General features: G+C 59.2%; 25 protein-coding genes. 18 read left to right on the top strand and 7 right to left on the bottom strand.

Annotation, left to right across the window (positions count from 1 at the left end; genetic code table 11):
- Positions 1–49 precede the first annotated feature (49 nt).
- The 3 genes from fabA (at position 50) to C8N31_RS08815 (ending at position 2,715) form a co-directional block, all read left to right on the top strand.
- Entirely contained in the window at positions 50–559 is a 510-nt protein-coding gene (gene fabA, locus C8N31_RS08825; protein ID WP_025049811.1) for a bifunctional 3-hydroxydecanoyl-ACP dehydratase/trans-2-decenoyl-ACP isomerase, read from the top strand.
- Positions 560–685: 126 nt separating this feature from the next.
- Positions 686–1,915: a beta-ketoacyl-ACP synthase I gene (gene fabB, locus C8N31_RS08820; RefSeq protein ID WP_025049810.1), complete on the top strand. Its 1,230-nt coding sequence runs from the start codon at positions 686–688 to the stop codon at positions 1,913–1,915.
- An 8-nt stretch (positions 1,916–1,923) separates the two neighbouring features.
- Positions 1,924–2,715 carry an enoyl-ACP reductase FabI gene (locus C8N31_RS08815; RefSeq protein ID WP_025049809.1) on the top strand — a complete coding sequence of 264 codons (792 nt, stop codon included), beginning with the start codon at positions 1,924–1,926 and terminating at the stop codon, positions 2,713–2,715.
- A 64-nt stretch (positions 2,716–2,779) separates the two neighbouring features.
- Here C8N31_RS08815 and C8N31_RS08810 read toward each other — a convergent pair whose 3' ends face one another.
- Positions 2,780–3,895 (bottom strand): THUMP domain-containing class I SAM-dependent RNA methyltransferase, encoded by a 1,116-nt coding sequence (locus C8N31_RS08810; RefSeq protein WP_025049808.1) that lies wholly within the window; start codon positions 3,893–3,895, stop codon positions 2,780–2,782.
- A gap of 108 nt (positions 3,896–4,003) precedes the next feature.
- Between C8N31_RS08810 and C8N31_RS08805 the strand changes: the two genes are divergently transcribed.
- Complete coding sequence (locus C8N31_RS08805; RefSeq protein WP_146173120.1) at positions 4,004–4,351, top strand: hypothetical protein; 348 nt, start codon at positions 4,004–4,006, stop codon at positions 4,349–4,351.
- Positions 4,352–4,372: 21 nt separating this feature from the next.
- Here C8N31_RS08805 and C8N31_RS08800 read toward each other — a convergent pair whose 3' ends face one another.
- Positions 4,373–4,801 carry an FKBP-type peptidyl-prolyl cis-trans isomerase gene (locus C8N31_RS08800; protein WP_025049806.1) on the bottom strand — a complete coding sequence of 143 codons (429 nt, stop codon included), beginning with the start codon at positions 4,799–4,801 and terminating at the stop codon, positions 4,373–4,375.
- Between the two features lie 182 nt (positions 4,802–4,983).
- Between C8N31_RS08800 and C8N31_RS08795 the strand changes: the two genes are divergently transcribed.
- The 10 genes from C8N31_RS08795 (at position 4,984) to C8N31_RS08750 (ending at position 14,892) form a co-directional block, all read left to right on the top strand.
- Entirely contained in the window at positions 4,984–5,670 is a 687-nt protein-coding gene (locus C8N31_RS08795; RefSeq protein ID WP_025049805.1) for a haloacid dehalogenase type II, read from the top strand.
- Positions 5,670–6,494, top strand: a complete 825-nt coding sequence (locus C8N31_RS08790) for an alpha/beta fold hydrolase (protein ID WP_025049804.1) — start codon at positions 5,670–5,672, stop codon at positions 6,492–6,494. The genes C8N31_RS08795 and C8N31_RS08790 overlap by 1 nt, the downstream gene beginning before the upstream one ends.
- On the top strand, positions 6,491–7,462 hold the full coding sequence (locus C8N31_RS08785; protein WP_025049803.1) for a threonine ammonia-lyase: 972 nt from the start codon (positions 6,491–6,493) through the stop codon (positions 7,460–7,462). Before C8N31_RS08790 ends, C8N31_RS08785 begins: the two co-directional genes overlap by 4 nt.
- Positions 7,459–8,655 (top strand): endonuclease/exonuclease/phosphatase family protein, encoded by a 1,197-nt coding sequence (locus C8N31_RS08780; RefSeq protein WP_025049802.1) that lies wholly within the window; start codon positions 7,459–7,461, stop codon positions 8,653–8,655. The genes C8N31_RS08785 and C8N31_RS08780 overlap by 4 nt, the downstream gene beginning before the upstream one ends.
- Positions 8,655–9,443 (top strand): 3-oxoadipate enol-lactonase, encoded by a 789-nt coding sequence (pcaD, locus tag C8N31_RS08775; protein WP_025049801.1) that lies wholly within the window; start codon positions 8,655–8,657, stop codon positions 9,441–9,443. Before C8N31_RS08780 ends, pcaD begins: the two co-directional genes overlap by 1 nt.
- Positions 9,436–9,816 carry a 4-carboxymuconolactone decarboxylase gene (pcaC, locus tag C8N31_RS08770; RefSeq protein WP_025049800.1) on the top strand — a complete coding sequence of 127 codons (381 nt, stop codon included), beginning with the start codon at positions 9,436–9,438 and terminating at the stop codon, positions 9,814–9,816. The genes pcaD and pcaC overlap by 8 nt, the downstream gene beginning before the upstream one ends.
- 3 nt (positions 9,817–9,819) lie before the next feature.
- Positions 9,820–11,145: a lyase family protein gene (locus tag C8N31_RS08765; RefSeq protein WP_025049799.1), complete on the top strand. Its 1,326-nt coding sequence runs from the start codon at positions 9,820–9,822 to the stop codon at positions 11,143–11,145.
- 4 nt (positions 11,146–11,149) lie between these two features.
- On the top strand, positions 11,150–12,349 hold the full coding sequence (locus C8N31_RS08760; protein WP_025049798.1) for a TCR/Tet family MFS transporter: 1,200 nt from the start codon (positions 11,150–11,152) through the stop codon (positions 12,347–12,349).
- 91 nt (positions 12,350–12,440) lie between these two features.
- Positions 12,441–13,529 (top strand): Zn-dependent alcohol dehydrogenase, encoded by a 1,089-nt coding sequence (locus C8N31_RS08755; protein WP_025049797.1) that lies wholly within the window; start codon positions 12,441–12,443, stop codon positions 13,527–13,529.
- Positions 13,530–13,659: 130 nt separating this feature from the next.
- Complete coding sequence (locus tag C8N31_RS08750; RefSeq protein WP_025049796.1) at positions 13,660–14,892, top strand: mandelate racemase/muconate lactonizing enzyme family protein; 1,233 nt, start codon at positions 13,660–13,662, stop codon at positions 14,890–14,892.
- On the opposite strand, the gene C8N31_RS08745 is transcribed toward C8N31_RS08750, so the two are convergent.
- Together C8N31_RS08745 and C8N31_RS08740 are read right to left on the bottom strand one after the other, a co-directional pair.
- Positions 14,889–17,078, bottom strand: a complete 2,190-nt coding sequence (locus C8N31_RS08745) for a thiamine pyrophosphate-dependent enzyme (protein ID WP_025049795.1) — start codon at positions 17,076–17,078, stop codon at positions 14,889–14,891. The two genes, C8N31_RS08750 and C8N31_RS08745, sit on opposite strands and share 4 nt — an antisense overlap.
- 155 nt (positions 17,079–17,233) lie before the next feature.
- A complete protein-coding gene (locus tag C8N31_RS08740) occupies positions 17,234–18,457 on the bottom strand; it encodes an acyl-CoA dehydrogenase (protein ID WP_025049794.1) in 1,224 nt (407 codons plus the stop codon).
- Positions 18,458–18,541: 84 nt separating this feature from the next.
- Between C8N31_RS08740 and C8N31_RS08735 the strand changes: the two genes are divergently transcribed.
- On the top strand, positions 18,542–19,456 hold the full coding sequence (locus C8N31_RS08735) for a LysR substrate-binding domain-containing protein (protein ID WP_231476906.1): 915 nt from the start codon (positions 18,542–18,544) through the stop codon (positions 19,454–19,456).
- 108 nt (positions 19,457–19,564) lie between these two features.
- Entirely contained in the window at positions 19,565–19,897 is a 333-nt protein-coding gene (locus C8N31_RS08730) for a cupredoxin domain-containing protein (protein ID WP_025049792.1), read from the top strand.
- A gap of 42 nt (positions 19,898–19,939) precedes the next feature.
- Here C8N31_RS08730 and C8N31_RS08725 read toward each other — a convergent pair whose 3' ends face one another.
- Positions 19,940–20,605, bottom strand: coding sequence for an SOS response-associated peptidase (locus tag C8N31_RS08725; RefSeq protein WP_025049791.1), 666 nt, complete (start codon positions 20,603–20,605; stop codon positions 19,940–19,942).
- 104 nt (positions 20,606–20,709) lie between these two features.
- Positions 20,710–21,735: an alpha/beta hydrolase family protein gene (locus C8N31_RS08720; RefSeq protein WP_025049790.1), complete on the bottom strand. Its 1,026-nt coding sequence runs from the start codon at positions 21,733–21,735 to the stop codon at positions 20,710–20,712.
- Between the two features lie 145 nt (positions 21,736–21,880).
- Between C8N31_RS08720 and C8N31_RS08715 the strand changes: the two genes are divergently transcribed.
- Positions 21,881–22,903, top strand: a complete 1,023-nt coding sequence (locus C8N31_RS08715; protein WP_025049789.1) for a helix-turn-helix transcriptional regulator — start codon at positions 21,881–21,883, stop codon at positions 22,901–22,903.
- 237 nt (positions 22,904–23,140) lie between these two features.
- On the opposite strand, the gene C8N31_RS08710 is transcribed toward C8N31_RS08715, so the two are convergent.
- Positions 23,141–24,160, bottom strand: a complete 1,020-nt coding sequence (locus C8N31_RS08710) for an AraC family transcriptional regulator (protein WP_025049788.1) — start codon at positions 24,158–24,160, stop codon at positions 23,141–23,143.
- A 9-nt stretch (positions 24,161–24,169) separates the two neighbouring features.
- Between C8N31_RS08710 and C8N31_RS08705 the strand changes: the two genes are divergently transcribed.
- The gene (locus C8N31_RS08705; RefSeq protein WP_146173118.1) at positions 24,170–24,697 is read left to right on the top strand and encodes a DUF4345 domain-containing protein; all 528 of its coding nucleotides are present in this window, start codon (positions 24,170–24,172) and stop codon (positions 24,695–24,697) included.
- Positions 24,698–24,743 lie beyond the last annotated feature (46 nt).

Below are 24,743 nucleotides of genomic sequence, written 5' to 3'. Positions count from 1 at the left end.
TGCTAGATCAGGTCAACTTGGAACCACGTGACGCAGGAGAGCCGACCCTATGGCCGAATACCCCACCAGCTTTGACAAAGAAGATCTGTTGAAATGCGCCGAAGGAAAGCTGTTTGGCCCCGGCAACGCACAATTGCCTGCCCCGCCCATGCTGATGATGGACCGGATCACGGATGTATCCGGGGATGGCGGCGCACATGGCAAAGGTCACATCACGGCAGAGTTCGATATCACCCCGGACCTGTGGTTCTTTGATTGCCACTTTCCCGGCAACCCGATCATGCCCGGCTGTCTGGGCCTTGACGGCCTGTGGCAACTGACCGGTTTCAACCTTGGCTGGCGCGGCTGGCAAGGGCGCGGTTACGCGCTTGGCGTTGGCGAGGTCAAACTGACCGGTATGGTCCGCCCTGACCGCAAGATGCTGACCTACAAGATTGATTTCACCAAGGCGATCCAAACCCGCCGCCTGACCATGGGCGTGGCTGACGGCATCGTCGAGGCGGACGGCGAAGTGATCTATCAGGTGACTGGCATGAAAGTCGCGCTGAGCGAGAGCTGAGGCCAAAAATCCGGGTTGGCTTGGCAAGCCGGACCAACCTGTGACCTCCCTCCTCATCCCCCCTAACCGCTTGCGCCCCAGCGCCGTGCTGTCATACACAGAACCAACCAAACAAAGGAGTGCGGTATGCGCCGTGTTGTCGTTACAGGTCTGGGCATTGTCTCATCCATCGGAAACAACGCCGAAGAGGTGATTGCCTCTTTGAAAGCGGGGAAATCGGGGATCGAAGCCAGCCCTGAAATGATCGAACATGGGTTCCGCAGCCAGATCGCTGGCACGATCAAGCTGGATGTCTCTGAACATGTGGACAAGCGCACCTTGCGGTTCATGGGGCCGGGTGCCGCCTATGCCCATATCGCGATGGGCCAAGCGATTGCAGATGCAGGGCTGGGCGATGACATCATCAGCAACCCGCGCACAGGTCTGATTGCAGGCTCTGGCGGGCCGTCCACCTCAGCGATGAAAATCGCCCATGACACCGTCGATAAAACCGGCGCGACCAAGCGGATCGGGCCATTTGCCGTGCCAAAGTGCATGTCCTCCACGATCAGCGCCAACCTCTCTACTGCCTACAAGATCAAGGGCATCAACTATTCGATCACCTCGGCTTGTTCGACCTCCCTGCACTGCATGGGATCAGCGGCAGAACAGATCATGCTGGGCAAGCAGGACGTGATGTTTGCCGGTGGCGGCGAGGAACTGGACTGGACGTTGTCTTGCCTGTTTGACGCCATGGGCGCGATGAGCAGCAAGTACAACGACACACCAGAAAAAGCCTCCCGCGCGTTTGACGCCAATCGCGATGGCTTTGTCATCACTGGCGGCGGCGGCATCGTGGTGCTGGAAGATCTGGACCACGCCTTGGCCCGCGGTGCAAAAATCTATGCCGAGGTCACCGGCTTTGCCGCGACATCGGACGGCCATGACATGGTTGCCCCCTCTGGCGAGGGCGGACAGCGGGCGATGGAACTGGCACTGGCCACCCTGCCCGAAGGCCGCAAAGTCAGCTATATCAACGCGCATGGCACTTCGACCCCGGTCGGCGATGTTGGCGAAATCGAAGCGGTGCGCCGCGTCTTTGGGATCGGAAACACACCGCCCGTCAGCTCAACCAAATCCCTTACCGGTCACGGTCAGGGCGCGGCGGGCGCGATGGAGGCGATTTTTTGCCTGTTGATGCTGGAAAATGATTTCATCACACCGTCGATCAACGTCGAAACCCTCGATCCGGCGCTTAAGCCAGAAGAGATTGCAACAGATCTGGTTGAAAACGCCGGATTGGATTCTGTCATGACCAATTCCTTTGGCTTTGGTGGCACCAACGGGTCTATGATCCTGTCCAAGTATCAGGGGTGAGGAACAAAATGTCGGATTTGCTTAAAGGGAAACGCGGCCTGATCATGGGTGTCGCGAATGAACGGTCGATTGCTTGGGGCATTGCCAAGGCGATGGCCGGTGCCGGGGCCGAACTGGCCTTTACCTATCAGGGCGAGGCCTTTGGCTCGCGTTTGCGGCCATTGGCGGAATCGGTTGGCTCGGACTTCATGGTCGATGTGGATGTGACCGATGATGCATCGCTTGATACCGCCTTTGATCAACTGGCAAGCCGTTGGCCGACCATTGATTTTGTGGTCCATGCGATTGCGTTTTCCGACAAATCTGAACTGACCGGGCGGTTTTTGAACACCAGCCGCGAGAACTTTAAGAACTCGATGGATATCTCCGCCTACAGCTTTATCGAAGTGGCCCGCCGCGCCCATCCGCTGATGGTGGAAAACGGCGGCACGTTGATGACGCTGACCTATCAGGGGTCCAACCGCGTTGTGCCAAACTACAATGTCATGGGTGTAGCCAAAGCAGCGTTGGAGAGCGCGACGCGCTATCTGGCCAATGATCTGGGCCCCGAAGGCATCCGGGTAAACGCCATTTCACCCGGCCCGATGAAAACGCTGGCAGGCGCAGCCATCGGCGGTGCCCGCAAGACCTACAAACATACGGACCAGAACGCCCCCCTGCGTTCCAACGCGACGCTTGAGGCGGTGGGCGGCACGGCGGTTTATCTGGCCTCGGATGCGGGTGCATGCACCACGGGTGAGATTGTCCGCGTGGACGGCGGTTTCCATGTTCTGGGCATGCCCCAGCAAGACAACCTTTAAAAACAGAGATGGTCGTAGGGCGGGGTTCACCCCGCCATACCTGCCCAAACTGCCGCCCAATCCCCTACCGCAGCGGCGGCGTCTGCCACAGCCAGATTTTCAACCCGCCATGCGCCACGGATGGGCCAAGCGGTTTCCACGGTAGTCCGGTCGCCTTGGCCAAAGGCGGCTCAGACGTGACCAGCCCAACACGCCAGCCCTTGAACCGGTCCAGCAAGGTCTGCCCCAAAGTGCCGTATAGTGGGTAAAGCAATTTCTTGTTGCCAATCCGCGCACCATAGGGCGGATTGACAATCACCAAACCGGGCGGCCCCTCTGGCGGCGTGATCTCACCCGCGCCATGGCAGGAAAAGCTGCACGCCTGTACAACACCTGCCCGTTCGGCATTGGCCGTGCTCATCCGGATTGCGCCAGCATCCCTGTCGGATCCAAAAAACTGTTTCTTTGAAAAGCCTTGCGACGCACCCTTCTTCATTGCCTCCCAAGCGACCTCATCAAAACTCGCCAGATCCTCAAAGGCGAACCGCCGGCTGCGCCCCGGTTGCAAGCCCGCAGCGATCTCTGCCGCTTCGATCAAAAATGTGCCGGACCCGCACATCGGATCAACGACAGGTTCCTGCCCGTCATATCCGCATTGGCGCAAAAACAGCGCCGCGAGGTTTTCGCGCATTGGCGCTTTGCCAACCGCTTCTTTGTGGCCGCGCTTGTGCAAGGCCTCGCCACTGGTATCGAGGCTGATCGTGACCTGATTGTCGTGAATACGCACCTTCACCACCATCTCGGCCTCGGGCGAAATGGTGATGCCATGGCTTTCGCGCAGGGCGGTTTCAATCCGCTGGGTTGCAGCCTTGGCGTGATAGATCTTGGAGGCTTTGCACGTCACCTGCACCTTAACCGGCACATCGGTGCGCAGCACATCACCCCATGGGAATTTGCGAGACCGTTTGTCCAACTGCGCCAGATGGAAGGCCATGAAAGATCCGATCCGCGCCAGCACCCGAACCGCGCCGCGCAATTCCAGATTGGCCCGCCAAACATCGGGCCAACCGCCCATGATGGTCACGCCACCGCCGGTAATTTGCGGATCGGCAAAGCCACGTTCGCTCACCTCTTGATGCAAAAGCGGCTCAACGCCCGGTGCGCAAACGAGGAAAATCTCAAATGTATCAGATGTGTTCATGCACCCTGCTTAATCGCTTTGTCAGGTGGCGGCGAGGGGCAGTTGCAAATTCTGATCTTTTGGCCTGCCTGCCCTTTTTCTGCCGATTTGTTGGTCTACCCCTCGGGTATGAGTTTTGGCGAAACATACAAACACGAGACCTTGCAATCGCGGCGTGATCGGTCGCGGCGTTCGATGTTCTGGGCGCGTATCCTTGGGCTTGTTTTGATGCTGACCATCGGCGCGATCCTCAGGTCAGAGCCGCAGCTGCGCCAGGATTTGATGGATGCAGGGATCAATGGCATTCTCAAACTGACCAAACGGGACCAGCCGCAGTTCGCAAACGCGCCCTTGCCGACCAACACACAAGGCAATGGCGGGATCAGGATCAACCGGCCAGTGACCGATACGCCTGATGGCAGTGCATTGGCGGCCCAAGCCGGGCGGCGTGTCGCCGCCCGAAAAATCGGGGATTAGGGCCGCAGCCCCGTCCAATCCTTAGCCGATTGAAATCAGCTCAATATCAAATTGCAGGTCTTTGCCCGCCAGCGGGTGATTGGCATCCAGTGTCACGGTCGCCTCGTCCAGCTCGACCACCATCACCGGCAGCGCCTGCCCGTCAGGTGTTTGCATCTGCAACTGCGTGCCAACCTCAAGCGGGATATCCGCCGGAATGCCTTCGCGCGGGACTGCTTGGCGCATCTCTGGGTTCAGCGGGCCGTAAGCATCTGCACAGGCGATCTTCACAACCTTTTTATCGCCAACCGCCATGCCGGGGATCGCAACATCAAGGCCGGGAATGATCTGGCCAGAGCCAACTTCGAATTCCAGCGGCTCGCGGCCTTCGGAACTGTCAAAGGTCGTGCCGTCCAGCAACGTCCCAGTGTAGTGAATGGCAACTTTATCGCCTGATTTGACCTCAGCCATCGAAAACTCCAATTGTATCGGGAAAAAGGGCGGAGGCCGCGTATCTGCGCAGGTGCTCCGGGTTCGGCGCAATGTTTCAAAGCTGTGCCGCCGTGTAAACCCCCTGCCCCGTATTGGCATTTCGCCTCTTTTCCCTCCCTGCCTGCCGTGACAGTCTGAGCGTGAAGCCCAAGGAGAGCGCCATGCCCATCACCACCTGTGTCTTTGATGCCTACGGTACGTTGTTCGATGTCGCCGCCGCCGCACGCCAAGCGGCGTCAGAGCCCGATTTCGCCGCGATCAAGGACGACTGGCCGCAAATTGCCGAACATTGGCGGCTCAAACAGCTGCAGTATTCCTGGCTGCGGGCCGTGGCAGATGCGCATACGGATTTTTGGGAGGTCACGCAAAATGGTCTCGACTGGGCACTTGAGAAGACCGGCCATGCGGGGGATGCGCCCCTGCGCGAACGGCTTTTGGCGCTCTATTGGGAATTGCAGGCCTATCCCGAAGTGCCGGCAATGCTGGCCGCGCTCAAGGCGGCGGGTCTGAACACTGCGATCCTGTCAAACGGGTCACCCGACATGCTGCAAGGAGCGGTGGACAGTGCGGGCATCGGTGATGTTCTGGACACTTGCCTCTCTGTGCAAAGCGTGGGCATCTTCAAGCCCGATGCGCGGGTTTATGATCTGGTCGGGCAGCATTTTAGCTGTGCCAAGGACGAGGTTTTGTTCGTGTCTTCAAACGGTTGGGACGCGGGTGCCGCCACAGGATACGGGTTTACCACGGCATGGGTGAACCGCGGCGGTGATCCGGTCGATCGCCTGCCCTGGACCCCCAAACATGTGATGTCTGATCTGACGGGCATCCCCGAATTGGCGGGCGCATAATGGCGACATTCACGACCTCTGATGGCCTCTCCCTTCACTACACCGACGAAGGGGCGGGCCTGCCGGTCCTTTGCCTTGCCGGACTGACGCGCACCGGCGCGGACTTTGATTATGTGATGCCGCATCTGTCCGGTCATCGCGTGATCCGGCTGGATTATCGCGGGCGCGGCGGATCGGATTTTGATCCCAACTGGCAGAACTACAATCTGAATGTCGAATGCCGTGATGTGGTGGAATTGCTGGACCATCTGGGGCTGGACAAGGTTGCGCTGCTTGGCACATCGCGTGGCGGGTTAAACGCGATGGTGTTGGCTGCTGTGGCCAAGGGCCGGCTGCTGGGCGCGGCGCTGAATGATGTTGGGCCGGTATTGGACCCCAAGGGGCTTGAGCTGATCATGGGGTATATTGGTCGGAACCCGTCCGCCAAAACCCATGCCGAGGCTGCGGCAACCATGGCCGCCCTCTTTACCGATTTTCAGAATGTGCCGGACAGCCGTTGGTTGGAAGAAGCAGAAAAGCACTATACGCAAACAGAAAGCGGGCTGAAGATCACCTATGATCCGGCACTGCGCAAAGCGGTCGAAGCGGCCGCAAAGGCCGATCCGGTTGACCTGTGGCCCCTGTTCGATGCCCTAGCGGACTTGCCCATCGCGGCAATCCGTGGTGCAAATTCCAACTTGCTGGGCGCCGAAACACTGGCCGAAATGCAGCGCCGCCGCCCCGATATGATTGCCGCAACTGTGCCGGATCGCGGCCATGTCCCGTTTCTAGATGAACCGCAGGCCATTGCCGCCCTGCACGAATGGTTAGGATTGCTTAAATGAATATCGAAATGATCCGCGCCGCCGCTGCGCGCCTCAAGGGTCACGCCCGCGCAACGCCTTTGCTGAATGCGCCTTTACTGGATGATCTGGCGGGTCGCCGCGTCTGGGTGAAACCGGAATGCCTGCAACTGACCGGCAGCTTCAAGTTCCGCGGTGCCTGGTCGGCCTTGTCGGCCCTTGCGCCGGATGTGCGGTCCAAGGGCGTCATCGCGTTTTCAAGCGGCAATCACGCCCAAGGTGTTGCTTTGGCAGCGAAGATGCACGGCGTTCCCGCAGTGATCATTATGCCGTCCGACAGCCCCACCCTCAAGATCGAGAACACCCGCGCCTATGGCGCTGAGGTGGTGCTATATGATCGGGCCGGTGAAAGCCGCGAGGAGATTGGCGATAAGTTGGCTCAAGATCGCGGGCTGACGCTGATCAAACCCTATGATGAGCCGCAGGTGATCGCAGGCCAAGGCACCACCGGGCTGGAAATTGCCCGGCAGGCAGCGGAACAAGGCATTGAAAAAGCAGATGTTATTGTCTGCTGCGGCGGAGGTGGATTGACCTCCGGCATCGCGCTGGCGCTGGAGGCGGAGGCGCCGGGCCTGCGCGTGCGCACCGCAGAACCCGAAGGCTTTGACGATGTGGCGCGGTCCTTGCAATCGGGGCAGATCGAACGCAACGCCCGCACCTCCGGCAATATCTGCGATGCGATCATCACCCCGCAACCGGGCGAGATTACTTTTCCGATCATGCAGCGGCTCGCTGGCCCCGGATTGGTGGTGTCCGAAAATGAGGCGTTGCAAGCGATGGCGCATGCCTTCAACCGCCTCAAACTGGTGGCCGAACCGGGGGGCGCTGCGGCGTTGGCGGCGGCCCTTTTCCGCAGCGATGAGATCGAAGGCGACGATGTGATTGTCACAATCTCGGGCGGCAATGTGGATGCGGCGATGTTCATTCGAGCACTGGAAACGCTGGCATGAGCCAGTTTTCAATCGCCAGCTTCAACGTCAAAAACCTGATCGGACCCGATCAGGAATATTACAAATTTCAGTCCTACACACCCGAAGAATACGCTTGGAAAGAAGACTGGCTGGCAGATCAGATCGTATCGCTAAACGCCGATATCATTGGTTTTCAAGAGATTTTCGATGAGGCAAGCCTGCGTGCTACTATCGCCCGCGCTGATCGTTATGGCCAAGACAGCAATGATGCCTCTGTGCCCGGTGAGGACAAAAGATACCGCCACCGCGCAATCTTTGATCGGCTGGCCTTTCGCGACTACAGCAACGCCGCGCTGGCCTTTGCGCCCAATATTCATGACGGCGATCCCGGACAGCGCCGCCCCGGCGTTGCGATCCTGTCGCGGCTTGGTTTTGCCGAAGACCCGCAGATCATTCAGGTGCTGGACACCCCGCTTGAGATCCCCTTCCAGACCTTTGGCGGCGATGAGGGCGGGCATTTCACCATTCAAAAACTCAGCCGCCCGATCCTCAAGGTGCGGGTGCCGGTGGGCGATCAGATCGTTACCGTATTTAACTGCCACCTGAAATCAAAACTGGGCGAATTTATCCGGGCCGAAGGGGCCGAATATCCTGCCGAGGCCGATCTAACACAATATGACCCTGTTGGCCGGGCCTTGGGCGCGGCACGGTCGGCAATGCGGCGCATGGCCGAAGCATGGGTGTTGCGCGGGGCCATCGTCGGGGAATTGCGGCAGGGCCGCCCTGTGATGGTGCTGGGCGATTTCAACGACAACGAACATGCGGTCAGCACCGAGATTATCATGGGCGAACAGCCCTTCAAGAACTACGCCTGGATGCTGCGCCATGATGCGGAGCATCGCGGCGACCGCTATTCAGAGGCACAAAGCACCAAAATCACCGAAGACATAGAGGCCATGCGCCTGCATTCGGCGGAAAAGATGTTTGTCCGCAAATCCCTGCGTGACATGGTCTATACCTCCGCCTTTGGCGGCGTCTATGAGAGCATCGACCAGATCATGATGTCGCGGCATTTTCTGCCCGATTGGAAAGGACATATCGGCGAGATGTCCTATTTCACCGTTCTGAACGACCATTTGACGGATGGCAGTCACCCCGAAGCGCCTTATAACAAGCTGGCCTCGGATCACGGACAGATCATGGCGACCATTCAAATGCGGGAGACCAAATGATGAAGATGTTTGATACCGGCGATGTGCGTCTGCACTACCGCGTCGATGGCCCCGATGATGGGGCGCCCGTGGTTTTTGCCAATTCGCTGGGCACCGATATGCGCCTGTGGGATCCGATCCTGCCGATGTTGCCCAAGGGTCTGCGGATCATCCGGTTTGACAAACGCGGTCATGGGTTGTCTTCCTGCCCGGCCGGTAACTATTCCATGGGCAGTTTGGTCACCGACACCGAAAGGTTGCTGGATCATTTGGGCGTCAAGGAATGCGTTTTTGTGGGCCTGTCGATTGGAGGCATGATTGCGCAGGGGCTGGCGGTCAAGCGGCTGGATCTGATCCGCGCGGTGGTTCTGTCCAACACCGCAGCCAAGATTGGCAATGCCGAGATGTGGGCCGAGCGGATTGGCGACGTGCGCAAGGGCGGCATAGAAGCCCTTGCCGATGCGGTCATGGAACGTTGGTTCGCGACCCAGTTCCGCGCCACGCCAGAGCTTGAGCTGTGGCGCAATATGTTGGCGCGGCAGGATGACAACGGATACATCGGTTGCGCCGCTGCGATCGCCGGTACAGACTTTTATACGCCGACCTCCGGCCTGCGCCTGCCTGCCTTGGGCATCGCCGGGTCCGAAGATGGCTCAACGCCGCCCGATCTGGTGCGCGAGACCATGGATCTGATCCCCGGCTCCAAGTTCCATTTGATCCGCAAGGCGGGCCATCTGCCCTGTGTCGAACAGCCCGAAGAATACGCGCAGGTTTTGACCGATTTCCTCAAAGGTGTCGGTCATGTCTGACCGCTACGACAAAGGTATGGAGGTGCGCCGGTCGGTCTTGGGCGACGCCCATGTAGACCGCGCAGAGGCGGCAAAAACCGATGCCGACGTGCCCTTTCAGACCCTGATCACCGAGGGCGCATGGGGCAATGTCTGGGCCTCTGACGCGATCTCGCGGCGGGAAAGGTCCATGCTGACGCTGGCCTTGCTGGCCGCGATGGGCAATTTTGACGAAATCCCGATGCACATTCGCGCTTGCGCCCGAACAGGGGCCAGTCAAAGCGACATTATCGAAGCGTTTCAGCATGTAGCGATCTATTGCGGTGTGCCCAAAGCGAACCACGCGATCAAATTGGCCAAACAAACCTGGGCCGAAATGGAATTGGAAGACTAAGACATGGCCGCATCGGTAATTGACAGCCCCCTGTTCGCGCAGCTTTTCCCGACAGGCGACACTGGGCGGTTGTTTTCGGACAGCGCTGCCATCCGCGCGATGCTGCTGACCGAGGGGGCGCTGGCCATGGTACAGGGTGATCTGGGTGTGATCCCGCAAATCAGCGGCGCCGCGATTCACCGGGCAGCGATGGAAATACAGGTGGACCCCGGCGCGATAGCCAAGGCCACGGGCGCAAACGGGGTCAGTGTTCCGGGGCTGGTCGCAGCATTCAGGAGCGAGATGCAAGCGCCCGAACATGCGCAATTTGTACATTGGGGCGCGACATCGCAGGATATCATCGACACCGCATTGATGCTGCGCTTGCGGCAGGCACTTGCACTGGCCGAAGCCGACCTGCGCGAGATTTTGACGGCTTTGGGCGCACAGGCTGCGGAACATGCCACCCTGCCAATGCCCGCCCGCACCTATGGCCAACATGCCACGCCAACCACATGGGGCGCGGTTCTGGCCGAATGGGGGATGCCGCTGCTGGATGCGCTGAGTGAGTTGGACGTCTTGCGCAAATCATCGCTTTGGGTCTCCCTGTCTGGTGCCTCCGGCACGGCCTCTGCCTTGGGCGAGAAAGCCTCCGAGACCCGCGCGGGATTGGCCAAAGCGCTTGGCTTGGGCGATCCCATGCGGTCTTGGCACACAGACCGCACCCCTTTGTTGAGGATCGCGGATTGGCAGGGGCGCGTGATGGCGGCGCTTGCGCATATCGGTCAATCACTGTTGGGGCTGACCGGCAGCGATGTTCAGGAAATCAGTCTGGGCGCGGCGGGTGCGTCCTCCACCATGCCGCAAAAACAAAATCCTGTCGGACCTTCCGCAATCCTTGCCCTGTCGCATCAGTTCACCGGCCAGCGGGCCACTTTGCAAGCCGCCGCCGCCCATCAACATCAAAGGGATGGCGCGGCGTGGTTTGCCGAATGGATGGCCCTGCCGCCGCTTTGCCTGTCATTGGCTTCGGCCTTGGAACACACCAAACGGCTCGCCAGCGGGATTGCACCGCGCCCTGTGCAGATGCATGCCAATCTGGAGGCCACATTGGGCCTTATCCATGCCGAAGCGCTCAGCTTTGCATTGGCCGGCCTGATGCCGCGCCCCGAGGCGCAGGCCAAAGCCAAGGCATTATGCCTTGAGGCGATGGAGAAACGCATTCCGCTCAAAGATCTGGCAACCGCAGCTTATCCAAAGCTCGACACAACTGCATTTGACCCCGCCGCGGGTGCAGGGCATGCCGCCCAAGATGCGGCAGATTTTGCCCGACGCACAAAGGATCTCTAACAACATGCGCCCTGCCGTTCTGTTTATCATGGCCACGGTGATGATTGATGCCATGGGCATTGGTCTGATGATGCCCGTGATGCCCGATCTGATCCGAGAAGTGCGCGGGCTAGCACTAAGTGACGCCGCGCTCTGGGGTGGGGTCATGGCCACCAGTTTTGCAGTGATGCAATTCTTATTCGGTCCAACGTTGGGCGGCTTGTCCGACCGCTATGGCCGGAGGCCGGTCTTGTTGACCTCGCTTGTGGTGATGGCAATCGATTATGTGGTGATGGCATTGGCAGGCAGCATATGGTTGCTGCTTGTCGGGCGGATTGTCGGCGGGATCACGGCGGCCACTCATGCGACCGCCACGGCCTATATGGCAGATATCTCTGCCCCCGAGGACCGGACCAAGAACTTTGGATTGATCGGGGCCGGGTTCGGCATCGGTTTTGTTCTGGGGCCGCTGATTGGTGGTTTGCTGGCCGAATATGGCACCCGCGCACCGTTTTGGGCCGCAGCCGCCCTGGCAACGGCCAATGTGGTTTTGGGTTGGTTTGTCTTGAAAGAAACGGTCACCGATGCCACGCGCCGCCCCTTTGAATGGTTGCGGGCCAACCCCTTTGGCGCATTGCGGCAACTGCGCAAACTGCCCGGTGTTCTGCCCTTGGTGGCTGTCTATTTTCTCTACCACGTGGCCTTTGCGGTCTACCCTTCAGTCTGGTCCTACTTCGGGCAGGAACGGTTCAATTGGTCCGCCTCGGTGATCGGGCTGTCGCTGGCGCTGTTCGGCGTGGCGATGGCCTTGGTGCAGGGCGGCGCGATCCGCTTGACGCTGAAATGGTTCGGCGAACGCGGCACTGTGAACTTTGGCTTTGTCTTTGCCATCGCAAGCTATGGCGCCATAGGGGTGATCACCTCGGGCACGCTTGCCCTGATCCTGACCCCGATTGCCGCCATTGGCGGGGTCATACCCCCTGCGCTTCAGGGGGTCATGTCACGCCGCGTGGACGCCAACGCCCAAGGCGAATTGCAAGGTGCGCTCACCTCGACCACAGCACTGGCGATGATCTTGTCGCCCTTGGCGATGACCGCCAGTTTTTCGGAGTTTACCAAAGACGGGACCACCTTCTATCTGCCGGGCGCCCCATTTCTTTTGGCCATGGCCCTCAGCATTCTCGCGCTGGCGATATTTGTTTTTTCACCCCGTAAAACAACGTGACGTAATCGGGCAAAACAGGGGTCGTATCTTCGCTTGCGCCGCATGGCTTTTCTCGCCACCTTGATCGGTGACCAGCGAGGAAGGAAAGCCCGTGACCCTTATCAAAGCCGCCGTCGCCCATGAGTTTGGTGCGCCTCTGACAATCGAAGACGTGCAATTGCGCGCGCCCGGCGGCAGTGAGGTGGAAGTCACCCTTGATGCCGTCGCAATCTGCCATTCGGATATTTCCTTTGCCGAAGGGGCATGGGGGGGATCCCTGCCTGCGGTCTATGGCCATGAGGCTGCCGGACGGGTTACGGCCGCTGGCCCGACTGTGCGCGGCTTGTCGGTGGGGGACAGTGTTGTTGTCACCTTGATCCGCGCTTGCGGCACCTGCCCCAGCTGTTCTGGCGGCAAACCGACAATCTGTGAGACGCCTTATGACGGCGATCACGGCCCATTGAAAACCGCCGACGGCGGCAAGTTGCATCAGGCAATGGCCGCCGGTGCCTTTGCTGAAAAGGTTGTGGTTGAGCAGTCGCAGGTTGTGAAAATCAGCCCCGACATCCCCAAAGACGCCGCCAGCCTGATTGCCTGCGGTGTGATCACCGGCGTTGGCGCCGTGGTCAATGCTGCCGGTCTTCGGGCCGGCCAGGACGTCGTGGTGATCGGCGCAGGCGGCGTTGGCCTCAATGCCATCCAAGGCGCCCGGATCGCAGGCGCCCGGCGCATTGTTGCTGTGGACATGAGCGAAGAGAAGCTGGAGATCGCCAAAGAGTTTGGCGCAACCGATGGCGTCTTGGCCACTGACCCCAAGCCGTGGCGGGCCGCGCAAAAGGCCATGGGCCGCGGGGCCGATGCGGTGATCGTCACTGTGGGGGCCATTCCGGCCTATGACAGCGCCCCGCGTTATCTGGCGGGCGGCGGCAAGGTGATCATGGTCGGGATGCCCCATTCCGGTCAGGTCTCGACCTATGAGCCGGTCATGCTGGCCGCTGTGGGTCAGGGGATGGTCGGCTCCAAGATGGGCGATGTGGTGATCCAGCGGGATATTCCGTGGATGGTAGATCTGTATTTGCAGGGGCGCCTTAAGCTGGATGAGTTGATTTCAGGACGCTGGACCTTGGATCAGATCAATGACGCCATTTCCGACACCAAGACCGGCGCGGCGCGGCGCAATGTGATTTTGTTCGACCGCTGACTGTGAGTTCCGCAGATCCCGTTTGGATCTGCGGCCGGAATGAGGGGGCGTTCCTCCCCCTCAAACTCCCCCTCCGAGTATTTTTGGCCAAAAAGGGAGGGGGCCTGCGCCCTTTTGAAAGGACTGTAAGATGAAGCTGCAAGACCTTGACGTTATTGTCACATCGCCGCCTGCACCCGGTTGGGGTGGGCGCTATTGGATTTTGGTCAAAGTCACCACCGATACAGGGGTGACAGGTTGGGGCGAATGTTACGCCAGTTCCATCGGTCCCAAAGCGATGGTCGCGGTGATTGAGGATGTGTTTGAGCGCCACATGCAGGGGGAAAACCCTGAGAACATCGAATTGATGTTTCGCCGCGCCTATTCGTCCGGTTTTACCCAGCGGCCAGATCTGACTGTGATTGGCGCGTTCTCGGGGCTTGAGATCGCCTGTTGGGATATTTTGGGCAAGGATCGAGATCGCCCGGTTTATGCACTGCTTGGTGGGCGGATGAATGAACGTGTGCGGGCCTATACCTATCTTTATCCCATGGCCCATCATGATCTGGGTGCGTTCTGGACATCGCCAGAGATGGCCGCAGAGGCCGCAGCGGATTGTGTGGCGCGGGGCTTTACTGCGGTGAAGTTTGACCCTGCCGGCCCCTATACCCTGCGCGGTGGTCATATGCCCGCGATGAGCGACATTGCGCAATCCGTTGCCTTTTGCAAAGCCATCCGGGAGGCAGTTGGCGACAAGGCCGATTTGTTGTTTGGCACCCATGGCCAGTTTACCACGGCGGGTGCGATTCGATTGGGTCAGGCACTGGAGCCTTATAGCCCACTGTGGTTTGAAGAGCCGATCCCGCCGGATGCGGTAGAGCAGATGGCGCAGGTGGCCCGGTCCGTGCGCATCCCCGTGGCAACCGGCGAACGGTTGACGACCAAAGCCGAATTTGCACCGATACTGCGGGCGGGAGCGGCGGCGATCCTGCAGCCTGCGCTTGGTCGTTCAGGCGGGATATGGGAGACCAAGAAGATCGCCGCGATGGCCGAAGTCTACAACGCCCAGATGGCGCCGCATCTCTATGCCGGGCCGGTGGAGTGGGCGGCCAATATCCATCTGGCTGTGTCGATCCCGAATATCCTGATGGCAGAGACCATCGAGACGCCGTTCCATGATCAATTGATCAAGGGGTCGATCCGGGTGGAAGAAGGGTTCATCCCTGCCCCAACCGCACCCGGCCTTGGCATTGAGGTGGACGAAGATCTTGCACGGGCCAATCCCTACCGCGGCAACGACTTGCATTTGCAGATGCAGGAAGCGCCTTGTGACTATGTCAACGGGAACGCTTTTGAGGGCGGTGCGCCTGCGCACAAAGACTAAGCGCGCTTTCCTGCCACCAACTGCTGCGCCGCGGCCGCGATCCCCTCACGTGAGGGCATTGTGACGCCGTAGGCTGGCCCTGTGGCGATAAAGCTGTCTTCGGCGACAATCCGTGCGGTTTGATGTTTGCCCGCCTCCAGCATCAGCGCCATCAGCGCCTCGGCCTGACCGCCGGTGCGGCGGCATTCATCGACGATCAACACGGGTCGGTCGCCGATGGCCTCAAGCAAGGCCTGTTCCGGCAGAGGCGCAAGCCAGCGCAGATCAATCACCCGCGCGTCGATACCACTGGCTGCCAGATCATGCTGCGCCTGACGACTGAGGTAGTGACCATTGCCATAGGTCACAATCGCCAGATCCACGCCATCGCCATGCACGCCAACAGTGTCCAGCCCGATCCGCTGATCCGGTGCGGGATAACTGCGCATCCACCCCCCATCGCCCGCCTCAAGCAGATCACGCATCGGATAAAGCGCGATGGGTTCTACAAATATCACCACCCGCTGTTCCTCGCGGGCAAGGCGATGCGCCTCGCGCAGCATCATCGCGGCCTCATCGCCGCTGGACGGACAGGCAATGATCAACCCCGGAATGTCGCGCAGCACCGCCAGCGAGTTGTCATTGTGGAAATGCCCGCCAAAGCCCTTTTGATAGCCCAGCGCCGAAATGCGGACGACCATCGGGTTGGCCCATTGCCCGTTTGAGAAAAACGGCAAGGTCGCCGCCTCGCCGCGCAATTGATCCTCGGCGTTGTGCAGATAGGCCAGAAACTGGATCTCGGGCATCGGAATGAACCCGTTGTGGGCCAGACCAATGGCCAAGCCCAGAATGCTTTGCTCATCCAACAGCGTATCAATGACCCGCGCGGGGCCAAACCGGGCATGCAGCTTTTGCGTAACCCCGTAGTTGCCGCCTTTGCGCCCGACGTCCTCGCCCATCAGCAAGGTCTCATCATGGGTCAACATCAGATCATGCATGGCCCAGTTGATCAGACGAGACATGGGCTGTGGCTGATCCATCTGCGCCAGATCGCCGCCAAATATCTCGGCGCGGCGGTCCGCAGATGGACCATTGCTGGGCGCACAAACACGGGCGGGCGGGATCAGGCTTTTCATCACCTCTCCTGCGTTTTTCAAACGCGGGATCTCCGCCATTTCCTGCGCAGCTTCGGCCACATCGGCCAATGTGCCCTGATAGATGCCAAGCACATCATCAGCCGAAGCCGCCCCCGCCGCGATCAAGCCCCGCGCCGAATACAACAGCGGATCATGGGCCTCGTCCGCCTCTACCTCGGCCTTGGGCAAATAGGATGTCACGACATCCGGCCCCGCATGCCCATACAGCCGCACCGTGCGCAGGTGCAAAAACGCCGGCTTGCGGTGAAGCCGCACCCATTCGGCGGCCTCCCGCGCGGCGGCAAAGGCGGCATACATGTCCAGCCCATCCGCCTCGAAATATTTCAATCCGGGGCGAACCGACATGGAGGATTTGACCCAACCCGTCGGCGTCTTGGTCGAGATCCCGATACCGTTGTCTTCGCATACGAACAGCAATGGCAAAGGCACTGCCTGAACCGCCGTCCAGCAGGCCGCATTGATCGCCCCCTGCGCAGTGGAATGATTGAGCGAGGCATCGCCAAAACTGCACATCACAATCCCGTCCCGCGCCAGCACCGCATGCTCAGGCCGGTTGCGGCGGGCGAGGCCGATACTATGCGCCGCCCCCACGGCCTTGGGCAGATGGCTGGCAATTGTCGAGGTCTGCGGCGGGATCATTAAAGGCCGCGAGCCCAGAACCTTGTGCCGCCCGCCACTGGTTGGATCTTCCGCCGCACAAGCAAAGCTAAGCAGCATGTCGCGCATGATTCCCGCGTGACCGGCTTTACCAGCGCGGGCAATCTGAAACGCCGCATCGCGGTAATGCAGGAATGCCATATCATCCACGCGCAGCGCATGGCCCACCGCCGCCATTCCCTCGTGACCGGATGATCCGATGGTATAATACCCCTGCCCCTGCTTTTGCATCACCCGACTTTGCAAATCCAAGGCGCGGCTCAACACCTGCGCCCGGAACACCGACAAAGCGTCCGCCTGTTCAAGAGTTTCAACAGGGCTATCCCCAACGGGAAAATCCTGCGCGGGCACCCGGCGCAGGAAGTTTTCATGCACAATACTGACGCGGTCCATCTGGATCCTATGTTCTGGGTGCCACCTGCCGGACCCTCATCCAACACAGCAGCGCATCAAAGGAAAAGCCAATCAAAGAAACGTCTTTTCCCTTTTTGGCCTCAAATACTCGGAGGGGGAGTTTGAGGGGGAGGAACGCCCCCTCAATCCCAGCTTTAGAAAAACGCCTGAAGGCCGGTTTGCGCGCGCCCCAGGATCAGCGCATGCACATCATGGGTGCCTTCATAGGTGTTCACAGTCTCAAGGTTCATCATGTGGCGGATCACCTGGAACTCACCGGAAATCCCGTTGCCGCCATGCATATCACGGGCATGCCGCGCCACCTCAAGTGCCTTGCCGCAGTTGTTGCGTTTGACAATCGAAATCATCTCTGGCGCGGCATTGGCTGCATCCATCAGACGCCCCACCTGAAGCGATCCTTGCAGGCCCAATGAAATCTCGGTCATCATATCGGCCAGCTTCTTCTGGAACAGCTGGGTTTGCGCCAGCGGCTTGCCAAATTGCTTGCGGTCTAGCCCATATTGACGCGCCGCGTGCCAGCAGAACTCTGCCGCGCCCATCGCGCCCCAGCTGATGCCGTAACGCGCCCGGTTGAGACAGCCAAACGGCCCCTTGAGACCCTGCACATGTGGCAGCAACGCATCCTCGCCCACTTCGACATTGTCCATCACGATCTCACCGGTGATCGACGCCCGCAGCGACAGCTTGTTGCCGATCTTGGGGGCAGACAGGCCTTTCATGCCCTTTTCCAGCACGAAACCGCGGATCTTGCCGCCGTGTTCTTCGGATTTGGCCCAGACCACAAAGACATCCGCTATCGGCGCGTTCGAAATCCACATTTTTGAACCGGTCAGCTTGTAACCCGTTGCCGTTTTCACAGCGCGGGTTTTCATGCCAGCAGGGTCGGACCCGGCATCCGGTTCTGTCAGGCCGAAACAGCCGATCCATTCACCGCTGCACAGCTTTGGCAGGTATTTCCTGCGCTGCTCTTCGGAACCGTAGGCATAGATCGGATACATCACCAGGCTGGCCTGCACCGACATCATCGAACGGTACCCGCTGTCCACACGTTCCACCTCACGCGCCACCAACCCGTAAGACACGTAACCGCCGCCAAGGCCGCCGTATTCCTCAGGAATGGTCACGCCCAAAAGACCCATGTCACCCATTTCCTTGAAAATGGACGGGTCGGTGTCTTCGTTGGCAAAAGCATCAATAACCCTTGGCTGCAGCTTTTCCTGCGCATAAGCGCGGGCGCTGTCCTGGATCATCCGTTCGTCTTCGGTCAATTGATCTGTCAGGCGGAAAGGGTCCGCCCAGTCAAATGTGCCCAGATCAGGGGCGTCTTTGGCACGCAGTGCAGGCGCATCAGCGGTCATATCTCGTCCTTTCAGAAATCGTCAATTTGGCCGCAGTATTGCAAAACCGCGCTGCAAACACTATCGCTGCTTTGTTCTGCATTCATGAGAAAAAGTCATATGATCGCCCCGCGCCGGTTCTTGCCCTCGATCTCTGCCCTTCTCGCGTTTGAGGCCGTCGCCCGCCTTGGCAGCGCCACGCGGGCCGCGCATGAGCTGTCCCTGACCCAGAGCGCGATCAGCCGCCAACTCAAAACCTTGGAAGAACAGCTTGGCGTGCCGTTGCTGGCGCGTCAGGGGCGGCAGTTGACCCTGACCGAGGCGGGACATTCCTATGTTGGTGAGGTCCGTGCGATTCTGAACCGCCTTGCGCAGGCCTCTGTCTCCGTGCGCACCAATCCTGTTGGCGGCTCGCTTAACCTCGCGATCCTGCCTGCCTTTGGCATGCATTGGCTGGCGCCCCGCCTGCGCGATTTTGCCCGTAGCCACCCCGAGGTGACCGTCAATCTCAGCACGCGCCTACAACCCTTTGCCATTCAGGACAGCGGGTTTGATGCCGCAATCCATTTTGGTTTTGAGGACTGGCCGGGGGTGAATTACCTGCCCCTGATGCCCGAAACCGTGGTCCCGGTCTGCGCCCCAGACTTGCTAGAGGCGCCCCTGACCGATCCACAAGACATTCTCGACCACCCCTTGTTGCATCTCGAAACCCGCCCACGCGGCTGGGCCCGGTGGCTAGCCGCATTAAATGTCGAAACCGATCCGCCCGCTGGCATGATGTTCGATCAGTTTTCCACCATGGCACAGGCCGCCATTCACGGCCTTGGCGTTGCCTTGCTGCCGACCTTTTTTGCAGAGCCATATCTGCGCGATGGCCAGCTGCAACTGGCTTCGCGTGAGACCACCCAAAGTATTGGCAGCTACTATCTGGTCTGGCCGCATGACCGTCCAGAGGGCGCCGCGCTGTCCTCGTTTCGCGATTGGCTGTCGGAACAGGCGAAACTGCCCCTGCGCGACTGAGGCCTGCAAAGTTTACGCCAAAATTTTGCCCCATTTGATCGATATAGACAATTTACATGAACGGTGGGGGCCGTTGAAAGGAGCACTTCGATGCTTAACTCATTCCGCATGAGCACATTTGCTTTTGCCGCCGCAGCTGTTTGCATCGCAAGCCCGGCTGTATCGGAAGAGCACACCGTGTTGATTGAGGACGGCGGGTATTTCCCGACCATCACCTATGCGTTGCAAGGTGACACAATCGTTTTCATCAACGACAGCGACGCCTCACAAACAGTGTCCGGCCCTGACGAAAGTTGGACCTCAGGTGCGATCCCCGTGGATGGCAGCTTTGAATTGGCGCTGATGGAAGACACCCCGTTGATCTTCAATGGCGGCGTTGACCTTGAAGGCGTTGATATCGAAGGAGAAATCTCCTACGAACCGGCACCGCTGGACGAATAACCAAATCCCGAAGCCGCAGCCGGACTGCGGTTTTTGATGACGCTAGAAGGGCTCGATCAATTCGGGCCCTGAAGCGCGGTTTGAATTTACCGCACGGTCCACCCTGTGCCACTGCAAAAGGTCGTCTTTTGCAGGTTGCATCAGTGTGGCCGCCCCTTTGCCTTGCTCTCCCAGCCACAGCGGCCAATCGTCCTTTTCAACGATCACGGGCATCCTGTGATGGATGTCCTGCATGGGTGCATTGGCCCCGGTGGTCACCACTGCGCAGGTGGGAATCATATCCCCTTCCGGTGTTTTCCAATTCTGCCAAACCGCCGCAAAGGCAAGTGGCGAGGTGTCCCGCCGTGTAATGTACCAAGGATCACGGCCGCCTTCGGCGTCCTTTGTCCATTCATAAAATCCACTACAGATGATCAACCCGCGCCGTTCCCGCGCCGCCGCACGAAAGGCCGGTTTCTCCGCAATGGTTTCGGCCCGTGCATTGATCAACAAGGGTCCGCCTGCCGGTTTTTTGTACCAAACCGGGATAAACCCCCAACGCATCGCGCTCAGCCGTCTGTGACCATCTGAACCCGAGGTAACAATATGCACATCCGTGGTTGGGCAGACGTTGTAGTTCGGCACCTTTGGCAGAGCGTTGGCAGGCGCAGCTGCAAAAATCTGCGCCATCGCATCATGGGGCAATGTCACTGCCATCCGTCCACACATGATCTTGCCCTCCCTGCCAACGGTCACAGCTTAGCGATGCGGCGAAGAACTGACTAGGGCGGCGGGCCATCCCTGACCCGCCGCCCATTGACCTTGTCATTGGCTTATTGGAATTGCGCCACGGTTGCCTTGACGATCATGGCATGGTCCTGCGCCCGTGCGGCCCCGCCATCGCGGCAGATAATCTCGTCGCCCGGCTCTTCGGTTTGCAGGATCTCGAAACCGGCGGGCTTGCAGACGCCCATAAAGTCGAAATGCGACAGGGTCTCGGGTTCCATATAGGTGACCTTCGCGGGCGGCAACAAAGTGGACAATGCCCGCGATTCCGTATCGAGGTTCATCCCCGCAATATCCACCGGCGCGCCCATCACCAGCATCGGCCGTTCAATCGCGGCAAGGCTGCCGGGCGAAAAGGTTTGCGTGCCGCCCAGATCGTAGACCGCAAAGGCCTTGATACGCGGATCGGACAGATCCTGCGCCATCTCAATGCGATCATCGTCTGATTGCGCCACGTTCCAATTGGCCAACGCCTTGCACCCGATATCAGCGGCGTCACTTGCGCAGAACGCATCAAACGCCGCCGGGTCAAACCGCCCTCCGGCCAAGGCCACGGCAGTGAACCCGCCCAGTGAGTGCCCAGCCATATAGATACGGTCCGCGTCAATAAACGGCGATATTTCAGGGTCAGTCAAAGCGTGATCAATCACCCGGCTGATGTCGCCGGGCCGATCCCAAAGCGCCCGCGCGTGATCGGCATCACGCAGCCAGGTTGACGTGCCCGGATGGCTGATCGCCGCCACGATATAGCCTTCATCCACCAGCGCATCGGCCAGCCAGGTCTGGTTCATGGCATTGCCGTACATGCCGTGGGACAGCACAACAAACGGATGCTTTCCGGCCTCGGGCGCGGCATCTTTGATGACGTCGATCCCCTGCCAAACAGCATTGGTGTGAACGGTTTCAGTGCTGCCGGTCTGCGCGGTGGGATACCAGATAAATCCGCCAAGCGGGCGGTCACTGCGGCTGTCTGAAACGCTCAGCTCGGCCAATCCGGTTTGCTGGTCATCGGCATAGACAGCCCCTGCACAGAGAGAAAAAGACAAGGCGGTGATGTGAAACAAGTTTTTCATGGTCGTGATCCTTTTTGGGTGTTGATGCATCCCAAATTGCCAAGCGGACCAAGTAAAACAATGGGTTGAGGGGGCCAAACCTGTCCTCTATCACGATCTAGGACAGGTCAAACGCAATCGAGGACACCAAAAGGGGGAGATTGGGATGATTTCGCTGCCATTGCCGGTGCTTGCGGCTGTGCTGTGTCTGGTGATTGCGCCGCTGATGCTGCGCCTTGATCTGGGGCGGCGCAGTGCGGCGGTCTTTTTTGCCTTGCTGTTTGCCGGGTTTGCCTTGCAGTCGCTGTTGGTCGGCCTGCGCTTTGGCTACGGCATCGAGGATTTCATCACGTTTCAGCGGGTTCTACCGCTGTCGGTCGGGCCGCTTTTGTATCTGGGGTTTCTGTCACTGGCCCTGCCCGACGAAGATCTGCGCCGCCACGCTGCATGGCATTTGGGTGTGGCGCTGGTTCTGGCTCTGGTGCTGAGCCTCTTTGCCAACATCTACCGCGATTTTGATCTGGTGATCAGTGCCAGCTATTTGATCTACATCGCCCTGCTGATCCGTCTGTCCCGCAAAGGACCGGACCACCTGATCTTTGCCCGCCTCGACATCGCCCGCCCGGCGCAGCGCTGGATGTTGTTGGGGGCGGGGTTGCTCTTGATCCTGCTGGTGCTGGACACCGCAATTGCGCTGAACTTCGTCTTTGCACGCGGGAACCATGCCACTGCGATGGTGTCGCTTGGATCGCTGATGTTGATCGGTTTGTTGCTGTTGATCCTGACGCGGATGCCCAGCGTTCTAGCGCCCGAACAATCCGCCCCTGCCCCCGCGCCGGAACGCGCCGCCAGTGATGAGGCGGACCTAGAACAGCTGGTCCGCGAGATGCTGATCAAAAGCCAGATTTACCTTGATCCGGATTTGTCCGTGCAACGGATTGCCCGCCGGCTGTCGGTGCCCGAACGCAATTTGTCAGCGGCGATCAACCAAAGTCAGGGGATGAACATGTCCCAATATGTAAACGGTTTCCGGTTGGACCACGCCGCCCGCCTGCTCCGCGAGACCAATGACAGCGTGACGCAGGTCATGTCCCAAAGCGGCTTTCTGACCCGGTCGAATTTCTATCGAGAATTTCAGCGGGTGTACCGGCAAACCCCCGTGCAATATCGCGAGGGGGCGGGCGCCTAGCTACCATTCCTCGCTTCGGGGGCGGTGCTTACCGGCGGGCACAAAGTAGATCCGCGACGGAGAAATCAGATTAGGGCACGGTACGCCCCTGTCCTTTAAGTGAACTTTCTTCCTGCACTCCTACTGGATTACAAACAAAGGGCGCGCCCTGATCGAACAGGTTTCTTTTTTCGCAAGTTTGCCACATGTCCGGGGAACGGCCTGATCTCTGTCCCGAAACCTCGCAGGCACGCAACCCTAAACGCCCTGATCCCGAACAGCATCCTTATCTTGCTTGGCCGCCTTTTGTTGCTGGCGGATACGCCCAGGCGGAACATTGAAAACGCGCTTGAATGCGCGGCTGAATGCCGGCTCTGATTGATATCCGAGGCCGTCTGCAATACGGGCAACGGGTTGGGACGTTTCAAGAAGCTTTGTGCGGGCCAGATGCATGCGCCATGTGGTCAGATATTGCATCGCCGATTGACCGACCAAACGGGTGAACCTCGCCGAAAAGGCCGAACGCGACATACCCGATATTTGGGCCAGGGTTTCAACACTCCAGTCCTGCGCAGGTCTGCGGTGTATCGCCATAATCGCCCGACCAATCTGGTCGTCCCGAACGCCCTCAAGCCAACCCACCCGCGCCTCAGGGGCAGTGTTGATCCAATTTCTGATCGCCTCGATGACGACAATATCGGCCAACCGTGTGATCACTGTCTCTCCTCCGGGGCGCAGCTCTCGGGCCTCCCTTGAGATAAATTGCAGCGTGCTTTGCAGCCAATCGCTTGAATGTCCGCTCCAGGTGTCGATCTTCAGAACGTTCGGAAGGAGATCCACCAGCCGTTGCCCTGCGGCATGATCAAATCGGACAATACCGTACATCACGCGGGTAAGCTCGCCCCCGCCGCCATACCGGAGTGTTTCATACGCCTCTGTGACTTTGCGCACCGGAAGCGTAGAGAGATCAACCGAAGCTGTACCAGGTTCGCTCAACAATCGATGTTTCAAGCCGCAGGTGAGCAAGACCAGATCACCTTTCTCGACTAACATCGGTGCCTCGCCAACCATTTCAAGCCAACAGCGCCCCTCGGTCACTACGACAAACGCCATAACCCCATTGAATTCCGGAATATCAAACCCCCATGGGGCCGACAGTTCAGACTGGCAATAAAACGTGCCGGTCAATTTGAGCAGATGAAGGATTTCGCCAAGCGGATCACCTAATGGTTTGGCAACGGAAGACGGATCAGGATTATGAGGCGTGTCTGAATTCATAGCCCGCAATTGATAGACGTCAGCTTACCTAAATGTCCAGCACTTCTGGATGAACGGATAAGTTTTGAAGACAAACCAGCATTGTTTGGATCTCCGTACGGCGTATTTGTTACTCATCAAACGCAATCGGAGAAACAAAAGATGAAAACGCAGACTTTGACAAAAATTGCACTGGCCGTTTCGGGTGTGATCGCAACAGGCGTTGGTGTTGGTGTGCTGTTCGCGCCCCACGCCTTTCACGCAACAGCCGGGATAATGCTAGGTGAGGACATAAATCTGCTCAATGAGATGCGTTCATCCGGCGGCATGGTTTTGGTGTCCGGGCTGTTCATCCTGCTGGGTGCGATCCGGGCAAAGGTGGCGTTCTCGGCGCTGGTCGTTTCGAGTGTCCTATACCTGTCCTACGGCCTGTCGCGATTGGTAAGTTTGGCCGCTGATGGCATTCCCAGTGGCTCCATGCTGCAAATTTTGGTGCTTGAGCTCGTTATCGGGGGGATTTGTGCCATCCTGCTTCAGCGGGAAAGGGCATCGCGCTGATGGGTGGCTCCGGCGGACAAGCCCCCTACCAGTTGCTTTTGCCGGA

This window comes from Sulfitobacter mediterraneus, assembly GCF_003054325.1.
Classification (GTDB): domain Bacteria; phylum Pseudomonadota; class Alphaproteobacteria; order Rhodobacterales; family Rhodobacteraceae; genus Sulfitobacter; species Sulfitobacter mediterraneus.
The sequence above is the reverse complement of the archived record's forward strand: the minus strand, read 5'-3'. Positions and strand labels throughout refer to the sequence as shown.